The sequence below is a fragment of the Nodosilinea sp. LEGE 07298 genome (genome assembly GCF_015207265.1).
GTDB lineage: Bacteria > Cyanobacteriota > Cyanobacteriia > Phormidesmidales > Phormidesmidaceae > Nodosilinea.
This window is the reverse complement of record NZ_JADEXE010000031.1, coordinates 19,219-37,065: the sequence shown is the minus strand read 5'-3', so window position 1 is coordinate 37,065 and position 17,847 is coordinate 19,219. Positions and strand designations below refer to the sequence as shown.

The 17,847-nt window shown below is 57.6% G+C and carries 18 protein-coding genes; 11 read left to right on the top strand and 7 right to left on the bottom strand.

From position 1 onward, the window contains the following. Window positions 1-762, bottom strand: a 762-nt coding sequence (locus IQ273_RS06715) for a Cof-type HAD-IIB family hydrolase (RefSeq protein ID WP_194022401.1), incomplete at its 3' end; no start/stop codon positions are given. A gap of 238 nt (window positions 763-1,000) precedes the next feature. Here IQ273_RS06715 and IQ273_RS06710 point away from each other — a divergent pair. Continuing rightward, the gene (locus tag IQ273_RS06710; protein WP_194022400.1) at window positions 1,001-1,660 is read left to right on the top strand and encodes a phosphoribosyltransferase; all 660 of its coding nucleotides are present in this window, start codon (window positions 1,001-1,003) and stop codon (window positions 1,658-1,660) included. A gap of 25 nt (window positions 1,661-1,685) precedes the next feature. Here IQ273_RS06710 and IQ273_RS06705 read toward each other — a convergent pair whose 3' ends face one another. Both IQ273_RS06705 and IQ273_RS06700 read right to left on the bottom strand, forming a co-directional pair. Further along, window positions 1,686-2,312, bottom strand: coding sequence for a TenA family protein (locus tag IQ273_RS06705; RefSeq protein WP_194022399.1), 627 nt, complete (start codon window positions 2,310-2,312; stop codon window positions 1,686-1,688). A 128-nt stretch (window positions 2,313-2,440) separates the two neighbouring features. Continuing rightward, window positions 2,441-3,202, bottom strand: coding sequence for an HAD-IA family hydrolase (locus tag IQ273_RS06700; protein WP_194022398.1), 762 nt, complete (start codon window positions 3,200-3,202; stop codon window positions 2,441-2,443). Window positions 3,203-3,633: 431 nt separating this feature from the next. On the opposite strand from IQ273_RS06700, the gene IQ273_RS06695 reads away from it, so the two are divergent. The 6 genes from IQ273_RS06695 to IQ273_RS06670 all read left to right on the top strand — a co-directional run bounded on the left by IQ273_RS06695 (window position 3,634) and on the right by IQ273_RS06670 (window position 9,969). Further along, a complete protein-coding gene (locus tag IQ273_RS06695; RefSeq protein WP_194022404.1) occupies window positions 3,634-4,653 on the top strand; it encodes a cysteine synthase A in 1,020 nt (339 codons plus the stop codon). 184 nt (window positions 4,654-4,837) lie between these two features. Further along, window positions 4,838-5,449 carry a signal peptidase I gene (gene lepB, locus IQ273_RS06690; protein ID WP_194022397.1) on the top strand — a complete coding sequence of 204 codons (612 nt, stop codon included), beginning with the start codon at window positions 4,838-4,840 and terminating at the stop codon, window positions 5,447-5,449. 269 nt (window positions 5,450-5,718) lie between these two features. Further along, entirely contained in the window at window positions 5,719-7,326 is a 1,608-nt protein-coding gene (gene metG / locus IQ273_RS06685; protein ID WP_194022396.1) for a methionine--tRNA ligase, read from the top strand. A 74-nt stretch (window positions 7,327-7,400) separates the two neighbouring features. Further along, a complete protein-coding gene (locus IQ273_RS06680; protein WP_194022395.1) occupies window positions 7,401-8,054 on the top strand; it encodes an NYN domain-containing protein in 654 nt (217 codons plus the stop codon). Between the two features lie 14 nt (window positions 8,055-8,068). After that, window positions 8,069-9,220 carry an LPS export ABC transporter periplasmic protein LptC gene (gene lptC / locus IQ273_RS06675; protein ID WP_228052449.1) on the top strand — a complete coding sequence of 384 codons (1,152 nt, stop codon included), beginning with the start codon at window positions 8,069-8,071 and terminating at the stop codon, window positions 9,218-9,220. A gap of 107 nt (window positions 9,221-9,327) precedes the next feature. Continuing rightward, entirely contained in the window at window positions 9,328-9,969 is a 642-nt protein-coding gene (locus IQ273_RS06670; protein ID WP_194022394.1) for a TenA family transcriptional regulator, read from the top strand. Window positions 9,970-9,988: 19 nt separating this feature from the next. On the opposite strand, the gene IQ273_RS06665 is transcribed toward IQ273_RS06670, so the two are convergent. Together IQ273_RS06665 and IQ273_RS06660 are read right to left on the bottom strand one after the other, a co-directional pair. Further along, window positions 9,989-10,306, bottom strand: a complete 318-nt coding sequence (locus tag IQ273_RS06665; RefSeq protein WP_194022393.1) for a DUF3593 domain-containing protein — start codon at window positions 10,304-10,306, stop codon at window positions 9,989-9,991. 198 nt (window positions 10,307-10,504) lie between these two features. After that, window positions 10,505-10,819, bottom strand: a complete 315-nt coding sequence (locus tag IQ273_RS06660; protein WP_194022392.1) for a DUF2499 domain-containing protein — start codon at window positions 10,817-10,819, stop codon at window positions 10,505-10,507. 93 nt (window positions 10,820-10,912) lie between these two features. On the opposite strand from IQ273_RS06660, the gene csaB reads away from it, so the two are divergent. Beyond that, on the top strand, window positions 10,913-11,980 hold the full coding sequence (gene csaB, locus IQ273_RS06655) for a polysaccharide pyruvyl transferase CsaB (RefSeq protein ID WP_194022391.1): 1,068 nt from the start codon (window positions 10,913-10,915) through the stop codon (window positions 11,978-11,980). Here csaB and IQ273_RS06650 read toward each other — a convergent pair. Next, window positions 11,977-12,441, bottom strand: a complete 465-nt coding sequence (locus IQ273_RS06650; RefSeq protein ID WP_194022390.1) for a glutathione peroxidase — start codon at window positions 12,439-12,441, stop codon at window positions 11,977-11,979. The two genes, csaB and IQ273_RS06650, sit on opposite strands and share 4 nt — an antisense overlap. Before the next feature lie 88 nt (window positions 12,442-12,529). Then, window positions 12,530-14,902, bottom strand: a complete 2,373-nt coding sequence (locus IQ273_RS06645) for a putative PEP-binding protein (protein WP_194022389.1) — start codon at window positions 14,900-14,902, stop codon at window positions 12,530-12,532. Window positions 14,903-15,268: 366 nt separating this feature from the next. Between IQ273_RS06645 and IQ273_RS06640 the strand changes: the two genes are divergently transcribed. From IQ273_RS06640 to IQ273_RS06630, 3 genes are all read left to right on the top strand, one after another. Then, window positions 15,269-16,018: a ComF family protein gene (locus IQ273_RS06640; protein WP_194022388.1), complete on the top strand. Its 750-nt coding sequence runs from the start codon at window positions 15,269-15,271 to the stop codon at window positions 16,016-16,018. A 103-nt stretch (window positions 16,019-16,121) separates the two neighbouring features. Next, window positions 16,122-16,331, top strand: coding sequence for a hypothetical protein (locus tag IQ273_RS06635; protein WP_194022387.1), 210 nt, complete (start codon window positions 16,122-16,124; stop codon window positions 16,329-16,331). Between the two features lie 389 nt (window positions 16,332-16,720). Next, window positions 16,721-17,779, top strand: a complete 1,059-nt coding sequence (locus tag IQ273_RS06630) for an amino acid ABC transporter substrate-binding protein (protein ID WP_194022386.1) — start codon at window positions 16,721-16,723, stop codon at window positions 17,777-17,779. Window positions 17,780-17,847 lie beyond the last annotated feature (68 nt).

The window sequence follows — 17,847 nt, the reverse complement described above, 5'->3', positions numbered from 1 at the left end:
CTGCTTGACAGGTTCAGGCGCATCGCCCATGGCCACGCCGATGCCTGCGTAGCGCAGCATTTCCAAATCGTTGTAGTTATCGCCGACAGCCATCACCTGGTCAGGCTTGAGACCCAAAAGATCTTCGGCCAGGTACCGCACGGCTTCGCCCTTGTGGGCCAGGGGATGGGTCGCCTCGACGAAGTACTCCACCGATCGCGTCAGATACAGGTCTTCGGTGGGGTAGCGCTGGCTCAAATGGCTCAAAATGTCGCTGAGCAGATCAAGATTGTTGCTCAACGTCAGCAACTTGGTGGTTTCGATCGCCATGTTGTTGTTCAGCAGCATAGCCAGGTCGCCCGCTGCGATCGGTCGAATGCCCGATCGCTGGGCGTAGGCTTCGGTGTCGTCGATAATCGCCCGCACGTGGAGCTGGTCGTCAATATATAGGTGAATCGATAGGTCGTTGCTGGCCTCCATCGGGGCCAGGTAGGCCAAAATTTCTAGCGCTAAATTGCGGGGCAGGGGGGTGTGGCGGTGCAGTTTTTGGGTTTTGGGGTCTTTGATGAAGGCCCCCTGGTAGGCCATCAGCGGCAGCACAGAGCCAACCAGCTGGTGAAACCGCAGGGCCGATTGGTACATGCGCCCGGTGGCGATCGCAACCGCAATCCCGCGCTGCTGCACCTGGCCAATGGCCTCCAGCACAGGGGCGTTGATCTGATTAGACTCTCCGGCCAGGGTACCGTCGATATCGAGCACGAGTAGACGAATGTCGGCAGTCATGGGGCGAGCCTGTGAACGTTTCCGCGTTTATTATCTCTGGCGAAGGGGCCTGGTTGGTTAATGTTTGGGTTGAGTCGCAGCGGCAATCAGGGGCTGGATTACGCGTCAGTCTAAATCAAAGTTGATAGTCGATAGGCCTGATCTGTTAGACCATTGTGGATATGGTGTGGACATGGGTCTGAGGTCGTGCTGGCCGCCCAGCCCCTTCTGCAAAGGAGGTAGGAAAAGGAGGTAGAACATGCTCGATGCTACTGACCACGCTATACCGTTTCATGACCGTGCCGATGCTGGCAGACGGCTCGCTGAACGGCTGCAGCGCTATGCCAATCGCGCCGATGTGCTGGTGCTGGGGCTGCCGCGCGGCGGGGTGCCGGTAGCTTACGAAGTGGCCAAAGCTCTAAATGCCCGGCTAGATGTTTGCCTGGTGCGCAAACTGGGTGTGCCCACCCATGAAGAACTGGCCCTGGGGGCGATCGCCTCGGGTGGAGTGCGAGTGCTCAATGACGATGTCGTTAATGGTCTAGAGATTTCGGCCCAAATGATTGACGCTATTGCGGCCAAAGAACTGCAAGAGTTGCAGCGCCGCGATCGCGCCTACCGGGGCGATCGACCCCAGCCCAAGATTCGCGATCGCACCGTTATTTTGGTCGACGACGGCATCGCCACTGGAGCCACCATGCGAGCCGCCGTCTCGGTGATCAAACCCCAGCAGCCCGCTCGGCTAATCGTGGCCGCTCCAGTAGCCGCCCCACCCATCTGTGAGGAGCTGAGCCGAGAAGTCGATGAGGTGGTGTGTGTCGCTATGCCTGAAGCGCTGCGCGCGATCGGGTTTTGGTACGAAGACTTTTCTCAAACCAGTGACGAAGACGTCCGCCAGCTCTTAGCCAGTCAACTCTGACTCTTCAATTTTTAATCTTTAGGCGTTACGCCTCGATGTTCCAGGCGGCTTCAAAAAAGGCCAGTTCGCAGTCCATCGCGTAGCGGTAGGCAGCCTGGTTGCTGGGGGTATCGATAGCTTGGTCGTCAATCAGCGCTTCGAGCTGCGCGGCCAAGGGTTCAAACTGGTCGCTACTGTAGGTCTCTATCCACGGGCTGTAGCGGTGGGATGGCGAGTCGAACTGCGCTAGCGACTGCCCTAAAAAAGCATAGAGCCGCATACAGGGGGCCATTGCGATCGCCGTCGCCCCAGGCGCTTGTCCCCAGGCGGTGCTCAGTAAAAAATCGGTATAGCGGCGAGTGGCGGCACCGGGGGTAACGGTGGTCAGATCCACGCCCCATTCCTGGGCATAGCTGCCGTGTAGATTAAGCTCAGCCAACACCCCATCTGCCAGCTGGTGAAACACCTGGAACGCTTCCCAGGTAGGCGCTTTGGCAGCGGCGATGCTATAGGCACGGGCAAAGGCTTCGAGAAAAAAAGCATCCTGACCCACGTAGTAAGCAAATTTCTCCACGGGTAGGGTGCCATCCCCCAGGCCTTGCACAAAGGGGTGATTTAGGCAGGCGGTAGCGAGGTCTTGGTTAGTTTGCCAGAGCGTTTGAGAGAGCGGCATAGATTGAGATAGATGATGGGGGGACGAGGGAATGGCGGGCACAAAGGTAGCCCTGTAGGGGCGTACGGCGTGCGCCCTTAACCCAGGCATAAATAAAACTACACACCGCCTACCGAAAGGTGGTGCGTTCAAGACGGCAAGATCGCCTGAGCCAAATCTAGCGAGAAATAGTAGGCGTTGTTGGCTTTGCCCCAAAGCACTTCAAACGGGAGGCTGGGTTCGCCTAGATGGCTGATAACGAGGCGAGCGCCGGGCAAAGCATAGCTGCGGGTGTAGTCATTGACCGTGACCACGGTGGGGAGCCCGGCGGCGATCGCCGCTTCTAACCCCTGCGGGCTATCTTCAATCACCAGGCAGGTGGCGGGGTTGAGGTCCATGGCGTTGACCACCAGATTATAGATATCGGGGGCGGGTTTTTTAGTCGGCACCATGTCTCCGGCGGCGATCACCTCAAACCAGGTGGGCGACTCTGGCCCCAGCAGATGCTCTAGCAGCGGGATAACGCTGTCTTTGGCGCTGGTGGTCGCGATCGCCAGCCGCACCCCTTCCTTCCGAGCCGCCTCGATCAATCGCCGCACCCCAGGCCGCAGCGGTATTACATTGCTTTCGACCAGCGCCTGAAAGTGGCGAGCTTTAGCCTGATGCAGCGCTACCACCAACTCATCGGTATCGGCTTGAAGCTGAAATTTTGGCTGGTAGCGGTCCATGTAGTAGCGAATGCGCTCCTTGCCTCCGGCTACCCGCAATAGCTGACCGTAGAGGCCCACCGGCCAGTGCCAGGGCAGATCAAACTCTTGAAACGCCTGGTTAAACGCGACCCGGTGGCCGTCGCGCTCGGTTTCGGCCAGGGTACCGTCGACATCAAAAATGAGCGCTTCAAGGGTTTTCATTGGAGCTAGAGGCGAAACAAGGGGCTAATAGCAGCAGCAGGGTTTGGGCTGAGGCCGAGATCATGTTCTGATGACAGATGCTAGCTGCTTTTCTCGCTGTCAAACTAAAGAAAGCCAGGAGTTACAGTCCTTTAGATCGGTGCTTAGAACAAGGAAGTTGGGTTGCTAGCGATGACTGGCACCGATTAGAGATGGGTAGATCACCAACGGGCGTTGACGAAGTGTCTCAGGATGAGAATCGCCCCCAATGCCTCCCCTTAGACTATCGCCCCTCAGCAACATCCTCAAAAGCGATCCAAAACTGTAGAAAGCACCCCGATTCTAGCCGAGAAGCCCGCCGTTTCACCGTAGGATGAAGAGGCGACCTGCGCTAGAACATGGGTCAGCGTCAGCCCCGGCGCAGCAGTCTGTTGTCAACGGTTACGAAGCATATGGACATCAAAAACGGTTTTGTCGCCACGGTAGGCAACACCCCCTTAATTCGCCTCCCCAGCGTCAGCGAAGCGACCGGCTGCGACATTTTGGGTAAAGCAGAATTTCTCAACCCCGGCGGGTCGGTCAAAGATCGTGCCGCCCTCTACATCATTAAAGACGCCGAAGAAAAAGGCTTGCTCAAGCCCGGCGGCACCGTGGTCGAAGGCACCGCAGGCAACACCGGCATTGGTCTGGCCCATATCTGCAACGCCAAGGGTTACCGCTGTTTAATTGTCATTCCCGATACCCAGTCCCAGGAAAAGATTGACCTGTTGCGCACCCTGGGGGCCGAGGTCCGCCCGGTGCCTGCCGTGCCGTATCGCGACCCCAACAACTACGTCAAGGTCTCGGGTCGCCTGGCCGAAGAACTCGACAATGCCATCTGGGCCAACCAGTTCGACAACTTAGCCAACCGCCTGGCCCATTACGAAACCACCGGCCCCGAAATCTGGGCGCAGACCGAGGGCACCGTTGATGGCTGGGTCGCCGCTACCGGCACCGGCGGCACCTACGCGGGCGCGGCCTTATTTCTCAAAGAGAAAAATTCCCAAATTCGCTGCGTCGTGGCTGACCCCATGGGCAGCGGGCTCTACAGCTATATCAAAACTGGCGAAATCAACATCCAGGGCAGTTCGATTACCGAGGGCATTGGCAACAGCCGCATTACTGCCAATATGGAAGGCGTGCCCATTGACGATGCCATTCAAGTTGAAGATGCTGAGGCGCTGCACACCATCTATCAACTGCTCTATAAAGACGGGCTATTTATGGGTGGCTCAGTAGGTATTAACGTAGCAGCGGCGGTTAAGCTGGCCAAACAGCTCGGCCCCGGCCACAAAATTGTTACGGTGCTGTGTGACGGCGGCTCGCGCTACCAGTCACGCATTTACAGCCGCTCCTGGCTCGAAGACAAAGGGCTGTGGTCTGAAGATCTGGCCCCTGCAATTTCCGCAGGAATTGCTTCGCCCGCCGCCTAGATCTATCCCCGATGCATCGTCTCAGGTGACCGTCTGTAATTGCGATAACCCCTATCCTACAGGGCAGTTGGTTGCAAAGCAGATCGACTACACTAGGACAGATCAAAGGGAAACGTCTGTGGTGTAAATACGCCTCAGCGCTACCCGAGCCTACCCTGCTCTATAAATTTTCGGGGACACACCTGTGACCGATCAGTCTGATAAATCTTCGCTGCCGCCCGAACCTGCCCTAGATCAAGGTCCAGGGCGACAAAAGCAGGTATCGCAGCCCAACCCCTGGGTGGAGGGGCTGCAAACTATTGGGCTAAGCGTGGTGTTGGCGTTGGGGATTCGGCACTTTGTGGCAGAGGCGCGCTACATTCCCTCTGGGTCGATGGAGCCTACGCTGCAAATAAACGATCGCCTAGTAATCGAAAAAATTAGCTACCACCTTAACCCCCCTGAACATGGGGATATCGTGGTGTTTTGGCCGCCCGAAAGTCTCACCCCTCCAGGCAAGCGGCGAGATGCCTTTATCAAACGTATTGTTGGCCTACCGGGGGATGTGGTCGAGGTGCGCGATGGTGAGGTGATTCGCAATGGCGAGGTGCTGAGCGAGCCCTACATCAAAGCTCCACCCGACTACCAGTGGGGACCCGAGGAAGTGGCCGACGCGTCTTACCTAGTGCTGGGTGATAACCGCAACAGCAGCTACGACAGCCACGCCTGGGGGTTTGTACCTCAGGAAAATATCATCGGTAAAGCCGTGGTGCGATTTTGGCCACCGGGCCGAGTGGGCCTGCTCGACGACGAATGAGTTTGCTTTACAGCAGCCGTTTGATAATGATTGTTTTACTCCGCCAGATGCTTAAATCTTCTGGGTTTTATTCAGGGAACTTTAACACAGCAGGCTAGGATGCGGGTTGGCATTTGGTTCATGCAGGTGTCAAAGGTCAGCTTTTAGCTGACACTGCTATCCTGGTTATCTGTCGGGTTTTGCCCTAGAGCTTAGTTCTAGTGGCTATTGGGCCGATGGTTGCCGTTGTTGATTCAGCCTTTTAGCAGGCAAGTGTTCCCGTTGGTTGTATGACTTTTACCCCTGCCGATAAACCGCCCTTTGCCATTACGACACCGCTCTATTACGTCAACGGCCTGCCCCACATTGGCAGTGCCTACACGACTATTGCGGCTGATGTCGTAGCTCGGTTTTACCGGCTGATGGGGCATCCGGTGCTGATGATTACGGGCACTGACGAGCACGGCCAAAAGATTCAGCGCACCGCCGAAGAACGGGGCGTTTCGCCCCAGGCACACTGCGATGAGTTTGTGGCTGGGTTTGAGCGGCTGTGGACGCTGCTCAATATTGACTGCGATCGCTTCATTCGCACCACTTCCCCCCGCCACAATGTCATCGTCAACGAATTTTTTCAGCGCGTGTGGGATCGCGGCGATATTTACAAGGGCCAGCAGCAGGGCTGGTACTGTGTCTCCTGCGAAGAATTTAAAGAAGAGCGCGACCTGCTGCCCAACCAGCACTGCCCCATCCACACCAACAAAGCCGTTGAGTGGCGCGACGAGTCGAACTATTTCTTTAAGCTGTCTAACTATCAAGCTCAGCTAGAGCAGCTCTACGCCGATCGCCCCGATTTCATTCAGCCCGAGTCGCGCCGCAACGAAGTGCTGAGCTTTGTGAAGCGGGGGCTGCAAGATTTTTCAATTTCGCGCATCAACCTCGACTGGGGGTTTCCGGTGCCTACCGACCCTGGCCATACGCTCTATGTGTGGTTTGATGCGCTTTTGGGCTACATCACCGCCCTGCAAGACCCCAGCGAACCGCCCAGTTTGGAAAAAGCCCTTAACGACTGGTGGCCGATCAATACCCATCTGATTGGCAAAGATATTTTGCGCTTTCACGCCGTGTACTGGCCAGCCATGCTGATGTCGGCGGGGCTGCCGCTACCAGAGCGGGTGTACGGCCACGGCTTTTTGACGAAAGATGGCCAAAAAATGGGCAAAAGCCAGGGCAATACCCTAGATCCGGTGGCGCTGGTTAAGACCTATGGTGCCGATGCCGTGCGCTATTACTTCCTGCGCGAAATTGAGTTTGGCAAAGACGGCGATTTTAACGAAACTCGCTTTATCAACGTGCTCAACGCCGATTTGGCCAATGATTTGGGCAATCTGCTCAACCGCACCCTCAAAATGGCGGCCCGCTACTGCGACGGCAAGGTGCCCGATGTCGATCCGCATGCGATCGCCGCTGACCACTCTCTGCGGGCGATCGGCTCCGCCCTCCCCAATACAATCGATAAAGCCTACACCCATCTAGCCTTTAGCCAAGCCTGCACGGCCACCCTGGTCCTGGTGCAGGCCAGCAACAAGTTCCTGGATGAGCAAGCTCCCTGGAGCCTCTATAAACAGGGCAAACAGGCCGAGACTGAAGTCGTCTTATACGCTGTACTGGAGTCGGTACGTCAGGCCGCCTATCTGCTATCGCCGATTATTCCTGACATTAGCAACCAGATTTATACCCAGCTGGGCTTTGCCGTTGATTTTAATGACAAAGCTCTTGGTCAAGCGATCGGCTACGCTGACCACGCCGCCTGGGGGTACCTGCCCCCAGGTCAACCCTTGGGAGAAGCCGCTCCCGTATTTCAGCGGCTAGAGCTGCCCGAAACGGCAGCCAGCCCTTGATAAAAAACTACCCCAGCGCTTTTTGCTTTCGCTTTTAAATTCCGCAAATTCAATTTAAAAACCATAAAAAACTCATGTTAGATACACATCACAGCCATTCCTTATTGAGCGACGATGCCATATTCACCCCTGAGCAGGTGCTCGACAATCGGGGGCGAGTAGCCATTTTTATTGATGGCTCCAATCTGTTCTATGCGGCGCTGCAGCTAGGTATAGAGATCGACTACACCAAGCTGCTGTGCAAGCTTACCGCTGGGTCGCGCCTGTTTCGGTCGTTTTTCTACACCGGGGTAGATCGCACTAACGAAAAGCAGCAGGGCTTTTTGCTGTGGATGCGGCGCAACGGCTACCGGGTCATCGCCAAAGACCTGGTGCAGCTACCCGACGGATCTAAGAAAGCCAATCTCGATGTCGAGATTGCCGTAGATTTGGTTGCTTTGGTCGATTACTACGACACCGCCGTACTGGTTAGCGGTGATGGTGATTTGGCCTATGCCGCCGATGCCGCCAGCTACCGGGGGGCGCGGGTTGAGGTGGTCAGCCTGCGATCGATGACCAGCGACAGCCTGATCAACGTGGCCGATCGCTATATCGACCTCGAAGGCGTCAAAGACGACATTAGAAAGCTGCCCCGCAATTCTCCTACCCATAACTACACTTACCGGCCGCTGTCTAACCTAGCCACTGCCGACAATCCGCCTGAAGACGGCGTGGTAATTGGCGAATAACTTTTAGGCGACCCATGGCAAAATGGCGGCAGTTAACGATGGGGGGAGCTGCGATCGCGGCTTTGGCGATCGGGCTATACAGCCTACTCGGCCCAGGGCCAGGTCTCAACCGAGGGGCCGATGACCCCTCGGCAACCGAACCAGAGCCCGGCCTCACCCTGCGCGATGTTACCCTTGAGCAGCCCGACGACGATGGGCAGATGTTGTGGCGGGTCAAGGGCGACGAGGTCACCTATAGCACCGACCAACAGGTGGCTTTTATTACCCGGCCCGATGGCGATCTTTTCCAGGATGGCGAGGTAATCTACAAAGTCGTCGCTGACACAGGCGAAGTGCGGGAAAACGGCAGCGTTATTTTGCTGCGGGGCAATATCGTCGCCACAGGCGTTAAGAATGGCTCTATTTTGCGGGGCAGCGAAATGGAGTGGCGACCCCAGGACGACGTGCTGATCATGCGTGATCAAATTACTGGTACTCACCCGCAGCTGCGGGCAGCGGCCGACGAAGCGCGGGTGTTTAACCGCGAGAATCGTATGGAGCTTGAGGGTAATGTGGTTGCCAGCACTGTGGTGGCCGATCCGCAGACCGACCCGTGGCTCAAGCTCCAGGCACAGGAGCTGACCTGGTTTTGGGAGGACGAACGCGTTGAGAGCGCGCAGCCCTTGCGGGTAGAGCAGTTTAAGCAAAATGCCATTACCGATATCGTTGTTGGCCAGCGCGGGTCCTTAGACTTGGCCGATCAACTGGTTGCTCTGCGGGGGCAGGTGGCCATGCAAATGCTAGAGCTACCGCTCAACATGACCAGCGAAGCCCTCGATTGGCAGGTGGACGAAGAGCAGGTGGCCGTCAACCAGCCTCTGACGTTGGTTCACCCTGAAAACAAAATTAGGGTTACAGCCCGCCAGGGCCAGATGAACCTGGCTGAACAGCAGATTATGCTCTCCCAGGATGTGGTGGCGGTCGGCGAAACCAACCAGACCCGCATGACCAGCGATCGCCTCAACTGGAACGTTGAAACCGAAACTGTAGTAGCCGAAGGCCAGGTCAACTATCGCCAGGCCGACCCCGCCATTAACCTCAGTGGCTCCCGCGCCGTGGGCCGCCTCGACGACGAAACCGTAGTGGTCGACGGCGGCCGCGTTGTTACGGAAATTGTGCCGAATTAGGGGGTAGGTATTGGGTCCAAGGTGTCAGGTATAAGGCCAAACCGTAAACCGCACACCTGATACCTAAAACGCAATACACCATCCCTCTCGTCCCTAAGGAAATGTTCATGTCTCTGACCTGCCAAACCCTTTTGCAAACTTACCCTGCTGCCTGGAAAAAGGCCACTATTCATCCCTTCCTGACCGGCTGCCACAGCGGCACCTTACAGCCAACCCAGTTCAACACCTGGCTGGTGCAAGATTTTTTGTTTGTCAAAGACTTTACCCGTATGGTGGGTCGCGTATTGGCGGTAGCCCCGGATGACCACATTGATGTGCTGCTGGCGGGCCTAGGTGCCCTCAAAGACGAGCTGCTATGGTTTGAGGCCAAGGCTGCCGAGCGATCGCTCAACCTCGCGACTCCGTCTCAGCCCACCTGTCAGCGCTACCGCGAATTTATGGCTAGCTTGGCCATTGCCCCCTATGCTGTGCAGTCCACCGCTCTATGGGCTATTGAGTATGCCTACAACCAGGGCTGGCAACTCCCCGGCCCCATGCCCGCGCCCTACACCGAGTTTGCCGATCGCTGGGGCAACCCCGGCTTTACCGACTACGTTAATCTACTGGCGGCCCAGGCCGATGCCGCCCTTGCATCTGCCAACTCCAGCGTCGAGGCCCAGGCTGAGGCCGCCTTTCTGCGGGTTGCCGACCTCGAAGCCGCCTTCTGGCAAATGGCCTTTGCCTCAGGGGACGAGGAGATGGGGGACTGAGGAGAAATCCTCACCGTCCTCATTGCCCTTCTTTCCCCACCTCTTTTAGCCCTGCCTGATGCTGCAACACGGCCTGGCGAAACCCCAGCACTACCAAAATATTCGACAGCGTTAAAAACGCCTCTGCGCTGCCGTGAAGCCAGTCGACATTAGCTAACTCTTCGCCTAGTCCTACCTTGGCGTAAATGCCTGCCGGAATGGTTACTGCCACAAATATCAGCAGCGCGTAAAACCCGGTCAGGGCCAGCCGAGGCGTCTCCTTGGTGCGGGTCATAAACCATAGAAACCCCAGGTAGGGGAAGAGGGACATGGCGAAAAGGGTGTTTTTGTCGAGCATTGGGTGGAGTAGGGTGATGAGCGTAGGGTGAATGAATGGATGGGTGGATGAGTGAATGAGTGGATGGGTGGATGAGTGAATGGGTGGATGCGAAGAAGTTAGTTTTGTAGGGTGCATTCGCGCAGCAATGCACCGCAGACAGGCCACACCACGATCAGTCACACTCTAAACTTAACCGTTGACAGAGCACTAGGGTTTTCACTCTGGGCTTTCTGCCGAAACTTGCCCGTGCCGCCAAATCCACCAGGCGGCGAGGCAGAGGGTAGCATTGCCCCCTACGGTCAGTGCTGCCTGTAGGGTCACCAGCCAGGCCAGGCTGGGTGCATTGTCAAACAGGTGCCAGGTACAGGCGGCCATGGCGCTGACCAGGGCCGGAAACATGCCGATCGCCAGCCACCGCCACACGGGCCGCTGGGTTACTGTGGCAAACTGCCAGATAAACCACATGGCTGCCATCCACTCCAGCACGCTTGAAATATGGATCATCCAGGTGGGTAGTGAGAGGGCATGCATGGGGTTCGGGGCGTAACAACAGCCTCTATTGTAGAGAGGTCGGTGTATCGCGTATAGCGGTTTACCTAACGGGTCAACTGGGGTAGGTGGAGAATGCGAGCGGTTTTGTGTGGCTACTATGGCATGGGCAACGGCGGCGACGAAGCGCTGCTGGCCACCCTGCTGCAAATGCTGCCCTCGACAGTAACTCCGGTGGTACTGTCGGGCAACCCGGCCGAAACCGCTCAGCGCTACGGAGTTGAGGCAGTGCCCCGAAAGGCCCTAGGGCCAGTCATTCAGGCATTGCGAGGGGCCGATGTGTTTATTTGGGGGGGCGGTAGCCTGCTGCAAGATGCCACTAGCCTGCAAAACCCAATTTACTATGGTGGACTAATGGCGATCGCCCAGTGGCTGGGGCTAAAAACCATTGCCTGGGGCCAGGGCATTGGCCCGCTTAACCATCCTTTCAGCCAGGGGCTGGGCCGCTACGCTCTGGGTCGCTGCGACGCTGTCAGCGTACGCGATCATGGTTCGGCAGCCTGGTTAGCCCGGTGGCAGGTGCCGGGTATGCAGGCCCCTGACCCGGTATGGGCCTTAGAATCAGCGCCTGTAGAAGGGCTGTGGGAGCTGCCTGCCCCCCGGGTTGCTGTAGCCCTGCGCCCGCACCCCTGGCTAACCGAGCGCCACCTCGACCAGTTCACTCAGGCTCTGGCTTCGTTTCAAAAGGCTACCCACACCTGCCTGCTGCTAGTGCCGTTTCAGCCGGTCAAAGACATGCCCATTGCCGAGTACATTCAGCTTCGCCTGCCCGGCCCCAACCAGATCTATACGCTCAGCGATCCACACCAGCTCAAGGGGCTGTTTCGCGGGGTAGACATGACGATTGGCATGCGGCTGCACGCTCTGATTATGGCAGCGGCTGAGGGCTGCCGCTGCTTTGGGCTCAGCTACGACCCCAAGGTTAGCCAGCTGATGGCCGACCTCGACCTGCCGGGCTTTGACCTTAGCCCCCAAGCCGGGGCTCACCGCTGGCCAGAGACCCCAGCGCAGATCACCAAAACCTGGCTGGAGGTCTATGCCAACGGCGACCCACTGACGCCAGAACAGATCAAATCGCGGGTCGATCGCGCCCTCATGCACCAAGATCTGCTGCACGATGTGCTGACGACCCTGGCCAATTAGCCCAGGGCTTGCTCGATCGCAGCCTTTAGATCGGGGTCGTTGGGAGGGGTTTTGGGGTCAAAACGAGCGACTACGCTACCGTCGCGCCCGACCAAAAACTTGCCAAAGTTCCAGCTAATATCGGGGCCTTCGCCTACCAAAAATTGGTAGAGGGGGCTGCGGTTGGGGCCGTTGACGTCCTGCTTTTCGAGCAGGGTAAAGTCGACGTCGTACTTGTTTTTGGCGAAATCTTGAATTTCTGCGGGGCTGCCGGGTTCCTGCTGGCCAAACTGGTTGCAGGGCACACCCACAATCATCAGCCCGCGATCGCTGTAGGCTTTGTCAAGCTCGACCAGGCCGTTGTATTGAGGGGTAAGGCCGCACTTGCTGGCCACATTCACAAACAGAACGACTTTGTCAGCCAGTGACTCGGAGGCCAAAGGAGCACCATCTAGGGTAGCTAGGTTTGTAGGAAAAGACATAGGGAGTAACTGTCTGCACAACGTTGTCATTATCGACCATGCTATGGCGATCGCTGTGTATTGTGGGGAATTTTGCGGTTTTCCTGGTCTAGTGCTCGCCCTGCTCGGCCTGCCATACGGCCTCTAGGGTAAAGGGTAGGGCAGCGGCTTCTACCGAAATCGAGTCAATGCCCCAGGCGACTAAATCGGCAATCAGTTCGGGATGGCGGACGGGGGCCTGACCGCAAATAGAGCAGATCAGGCCGCAGCGGTGGGCCTCCTGAACCAGGTGAGCCATGGCCAATCGCACGACGGGATGGCGTTCGTCGTAGGCAGAGGCCATGATGGGCTGGTCGCGATCGACGGCCAGCAGCAGCTGGGTCAAGTCGTTAGAGCCAATGGCAATCCCCTGGATGCCGGCCTGGGCGTAGGCGGGCAGTAAAAACAGCACCGACGGTACTTCGGCCATAATCCAGAGGGCAAAACCGTCTGCGTCAAGCAGGCCAGCTCGCTCAATACGCTGGCGGCAGGCGATCGCCTCTTCGACGGTGCGCACAAAGGGCAAAATGAGCTGTAAATTGGTGTAGCCAGCGCGTTGCAGGGTGGCCAACGCCCCCAGCTCAACCTGAAACAGGCGATCGTCAACCTCGTAGCTGAGGGTGCCCCGTAGCCCCAGCATGGGGTTAGGTTCGACCGGAGGGCTGCCCTGTAGGGCTTGCCATTCATGCGATCGCAGATCGAGGCTACGGTAGCGCAGGGGCTTAGACCCTAGAGCCTGGGCAATGGGCTCTAGCTGCTGCACCAGGCGGCTTTGCAGCTCGGCCCCCTGGCCCTGGTTGACCCAGTCCCACGGGTGCCGACCGTCCAACACGTCCAGCAGCAGCCACTCCGATCGCAGCAGGCCAATCCCGTTGGCGTAATCGAGGGGCAGGGTGGCCAGCTGCCGAGTCTGGCTGAGGTTGATCATGACCTGAGTGTGCAGCCGCTGATAGCGAGCTTTATGCTGGGGCGACAGGTCAACCGTGGGAGCAGCCGTCGATTGAAACTGGGTGAGTGCGGTTTGAAACTGCTGGTGACTGGCAGCCTCATCGGTCAGGCCGTAGACGACACCGCGATCGCCGTCGAGCCAGAGCACCATACCGGTTTCTAGCAGCTGGGTGGCCTGGGGTGCCCCCACCACCGCTGGAATACCGACCTCCCGCGCCAAAATGGCGGCATGACAGGTAGCCCCACCCCGCTCGGTCACAATGCCTGTAACGGCCTGTAGCTGCAAAAACAGGTCAGGCTGGAGGTCGGGCAGCACCACAATGCACCCTAACGGTAAAGACTTGGGTAAATCCTGGGGATGGTTGGCCACGACCGCCACTCCCTGAATCTGCCCTCCTGCGGCCCCAATGCCGCGTACGACTGTGCTGGCTGAGGGCAGCAGCGGCGGCTGCCCTCGGGGCCGAGCGGCGGGCGCAGGCGTGGGCGCAGCCGCTACTGCTGCTGGGTCACTCCAGGGGGCCGCTTCGGTAATCATTAGGGTGGGCTGATCGGGGTTGGCGCTGGGGTGCAGCAACCACTCCAGGCGCACCCCGCTACTACCCAGAGCGGTTTGAGCCAGATCGGCCAAATGCACCAGGCGAGCCAGTTGGGCAGAACTTAGGGGCGTTTGCAATTCGGGGCGATCGCGTTCTATGACCTGAACGGGCTGGGCTACAGCCGCTGGGCGGGGTCGATACTTAGACGCTGGCATTAACTGGTAAACGCGCTCCTGAAACCCTGGTTTCCAGGTGGCCACAGCAATCTTGCTACGGCTGGTGCAACAGTAGGTCGGAATCGCTTCTCCCTGCGTTAGGGCTTGCCCGAGCCCAGCAACTGCCGCTACAGTAATTTGCCCCTGGGCAAGGGTTAAGGTACCTGATGCGATCGCGGGGTAGACCGGCATCACGAGGGTGGCGAGGTGGATATCGCTCAGGCACTGGCCGTAGCGTTGCCAGACGGGTAAGCAGCGAGCCGTCAGCGCCTGGCTCCAAAACTGCGGCAGCATCTGGGGCAGGGCGGCAAAGTCGGCCTCAATTTGGGCTGGCAAAAGGCCACTGCTGATCAGCACTGGGGCAGCAGCCAAATCCTCTGACTGCCCATCTACCCACAGCGACGCGCGCAGCATCCAAGCGGCAGGCACAGCGTCACTGGGCTGAGGGACATCTGACCAATCAGCCAGGGCGATCGCCGGAATCGCTCGCATGGCTTGCTGCCACCGCTGACTATACTGCTGCAGGGTTTGAAACCCATCCCGGCAAACTGACGACAGCCGATCGCCCGCTGGTTCTGGCCAGGCCATCTGCTCTAGGCTGTGATGCCAGGTGGCAGCCGTTAGCACCCCTCCGTTGGCCACAGGCAATCCCTGCTGCTTGAGCAGGCCCAGGTAATAGGCTTTGTAGCCAACGGATTTCAGATCGGCTAAACCCAGGTCATCCAGTTGTCGAAACCAGGTCATACCAGCGGTAGAAGGCTAGCCCTCACCAAAAACTAGCCTGAGGGAGGTGGCCAATGTATTTAGTTTTTAATCAATGCTTATCAAAGCCCCAGGTCTGTCGGCCTGCCCAAAACTCTGTCGGCCTGCTCAAAAAACTAAGGCACTGGGCCAAATGTATTGCCAAGGAGCGTTTTATTCGAGTCAATATCTTATATTTACAGATTCTACGCGATGGCCATCGCCTTAGCCGCCTGCCCGAAGACCCAAAATGGGGCAAGTGGCACCCAAATTCGTTATTTTCACCCTCGTCGCCGCTGCCGGTCTTCGCAACAATAGACCCAGCAGCGCTCGGCCACAGCCCTGCCTCCTCCCCACCGGGCATATCCCATGCACCACTCTTCATCAGCCCAAACCTGGTTGAGCCAGGGTAGACAGCAGCTGCTCAGCCTTTTTTTAGCTAGCCCCTGCCCGCTGTGCCAGCGATCGACCTCGGCGGTACTCTGCCCAAGCTGCTGCCATCAGGTGCGGCAGTGCCAAACCTCAACCCCCTGCGATCGCCCTATGGCCGACCTTACAGTCATGAGCTGGGGCCGCTACGAGGGCAGCCTGCGCCAAATCATTAGCAGCCTCAAATACACTGGACATGCTGATGTCGCTCAGTTTTTGGGTGCCGAGCTGGGGCAAACCTGGCGCGATGGGGTCAAGTCAGAGCCATCGGTAGGCCCGGTGGCCATCGTGCCCATTCCCCTGCACCCTACCAAGCTCCAGCAGCGCGGCTTTAACCAGGCCGACCTGCTAGCCCGGTCCTTTTGCCGCTTAACCCGACTGCCCCTGCACAGCGATGGACTGCGGCGGGTTCAGGCTACCCAACCCCAGCACAGCCTCGGCCGCTCGGCCCGCCAGCAAAACCTGGCCCAGGCCTTCGACGTCAATCCAAAGCAGGTCAGTGCCCTGCGTAAAACCACGGTGTGGCTGCTAGACGATATTTTTACCACTGGGGCTACGGCTCAATCGGCCGCTCATACCCTGCGGCGTCATGGCATTGCGGTGGCAGGCATCTGCACCGTGGCCCGTGCGATCGCCTGGGAGACTGATGCTAACTGCCCCGCCCGTAGCAGCATCTCACCCCACCGGTAGATTAGCAGCGCTGTGAAATAAGGGATGTTAATAATTCCTTGACCCTGCCGCATACGGAGTTAAGTGCATTAGGATAAATCTAAAGAAATTATTAACAACTGCTATGAATCCTCAGCTCCTACGACACCTGTGGTCTTTGGTGGAACGGTCGCAGAGCAAGCATCTTCTTGCCTTAGATGACAACAGCCTGGTGTCTTGGCTGTTAGATCAGTTCGCCGGGCATCAGTCTATCGACCAAGCCGAAACCGATCAGCTCCACGGTTACATTCGCGCCAAAATTCCCCTAATCCGCGACCTGGCCCAAGAACGCTAGTGATCTGTCAAGCCCAATTTTTGGGATCCATACGTAGGCTGCATCGGCGAAGCGGCGTACTGTGCAGAGATTACGCAGAAATAGCCACAATCCCAAGTTTGAACGTTAACAGACACTCGGCTAAATCTATTAGAGCCTAGGACACGAGCCCAGGAAACGGGCGTTTGCCATGGCCAGAAGCTAATGCATCCACTATAAGATCAAGAACGCTGACGTTTTTCCATTGCAGAAGCTAGCGGATCCGTCCCACTTGAATCCTCCTCCAGGTATATTGTTATATCTGATGCAAAATCAAAACTCAAACCGTTGGAGTGTTAACAAGTGCAACACTCTCGGTTTTGAAAGAGTGTACATTTTGCAAAGTTTTTTATGTGAGTGAGGATTAATTCATGCGTAAGTGGGGTTTACTCGCAGCTGCCCTAGGGCTAACGATGGCCGCCTGCGGTGGTGGGACAACGACTACTGCCGATGGTGAAACGGAGGGCGTCGCTGCCGGTGGTAGCCGACTAGATGTAGTGAAGGATCGGGGACAGCTGATCTGTGGTGTAGACGGTGGCATTCCGGGCTTTAGCTTTGTAGATGAAAGTGGTACCTACTCGGGCCTCGACGTAGATGTGTGCAAAGCCGTAGCCGCTGCCGTTTTGGGCGATGCCGAAGCGGTAGAATATCGTCGTCTAGACTCTACCGAGCGCTTTACCGCGCTGTCTGGGGGCGAGGTCGATATGCTCTCTCGCAACACCACCTGGACCGTTAGCCGCGACACCAGTGTTGGCCTAGAGTTTGCGCCGACCACCTTTTTTGACGGTCAGGGCATGCTGGTGCGAGCCGATAGCGGCCTTGAAACCCTTGAAGACTTTGCTGGCCAGGCCATCTGCGTTGAAACCGGCACCACTACCGAGCTCAACCTGACCGACCAAATGCGCCAGATCAATGTCGACTTTGAGCCGGTCGTGTTTCAGGATGCTGACGCCGCCTACGCCGCCTACGCCGAAGGCCGCTGCGAAGGGATGACTTCTGATAAGTCGCAGTTGGTTGCTCGCCGCAGCACCCTGCCCAACCCCGACGAGCACGTTTTGCTCGAAGTCACCATGTCTAAAGAGCCCCTCGGCCCTGTGACCACCAATAACGACTCAGCCTGGTTCGACGTCGTCAAGTGGACGACCTATGGTCTGATACAGGCCGAAGAGTTTGGCATCAACTCTGAAAACGTCGCCACCTTTGAGGGCACTGAGAACCCTGACATTGCTCGCTTCCTAGGAGCTGAGGGCACCCTGGGCACCGACATGGGTCTACCCAACGACTTCATGGCAAATGTCATTGGCCAGGTGGGCAACTACGGCGAGATCTACGAGCGCAACGTTGGGGCTGATTCTGAGTTTGCTCTAGAGCGAGGCCAAAATGCTCTGTGGACTGAGGGTGGCCTCATGTACTCTCCCCCCTTCCGTTAAGGCAAGATCTGGGAGCAATACGCTTCCTTAAGCTATTCTCCTTAATCTCTGAAGCTTAGAAGGCGCAG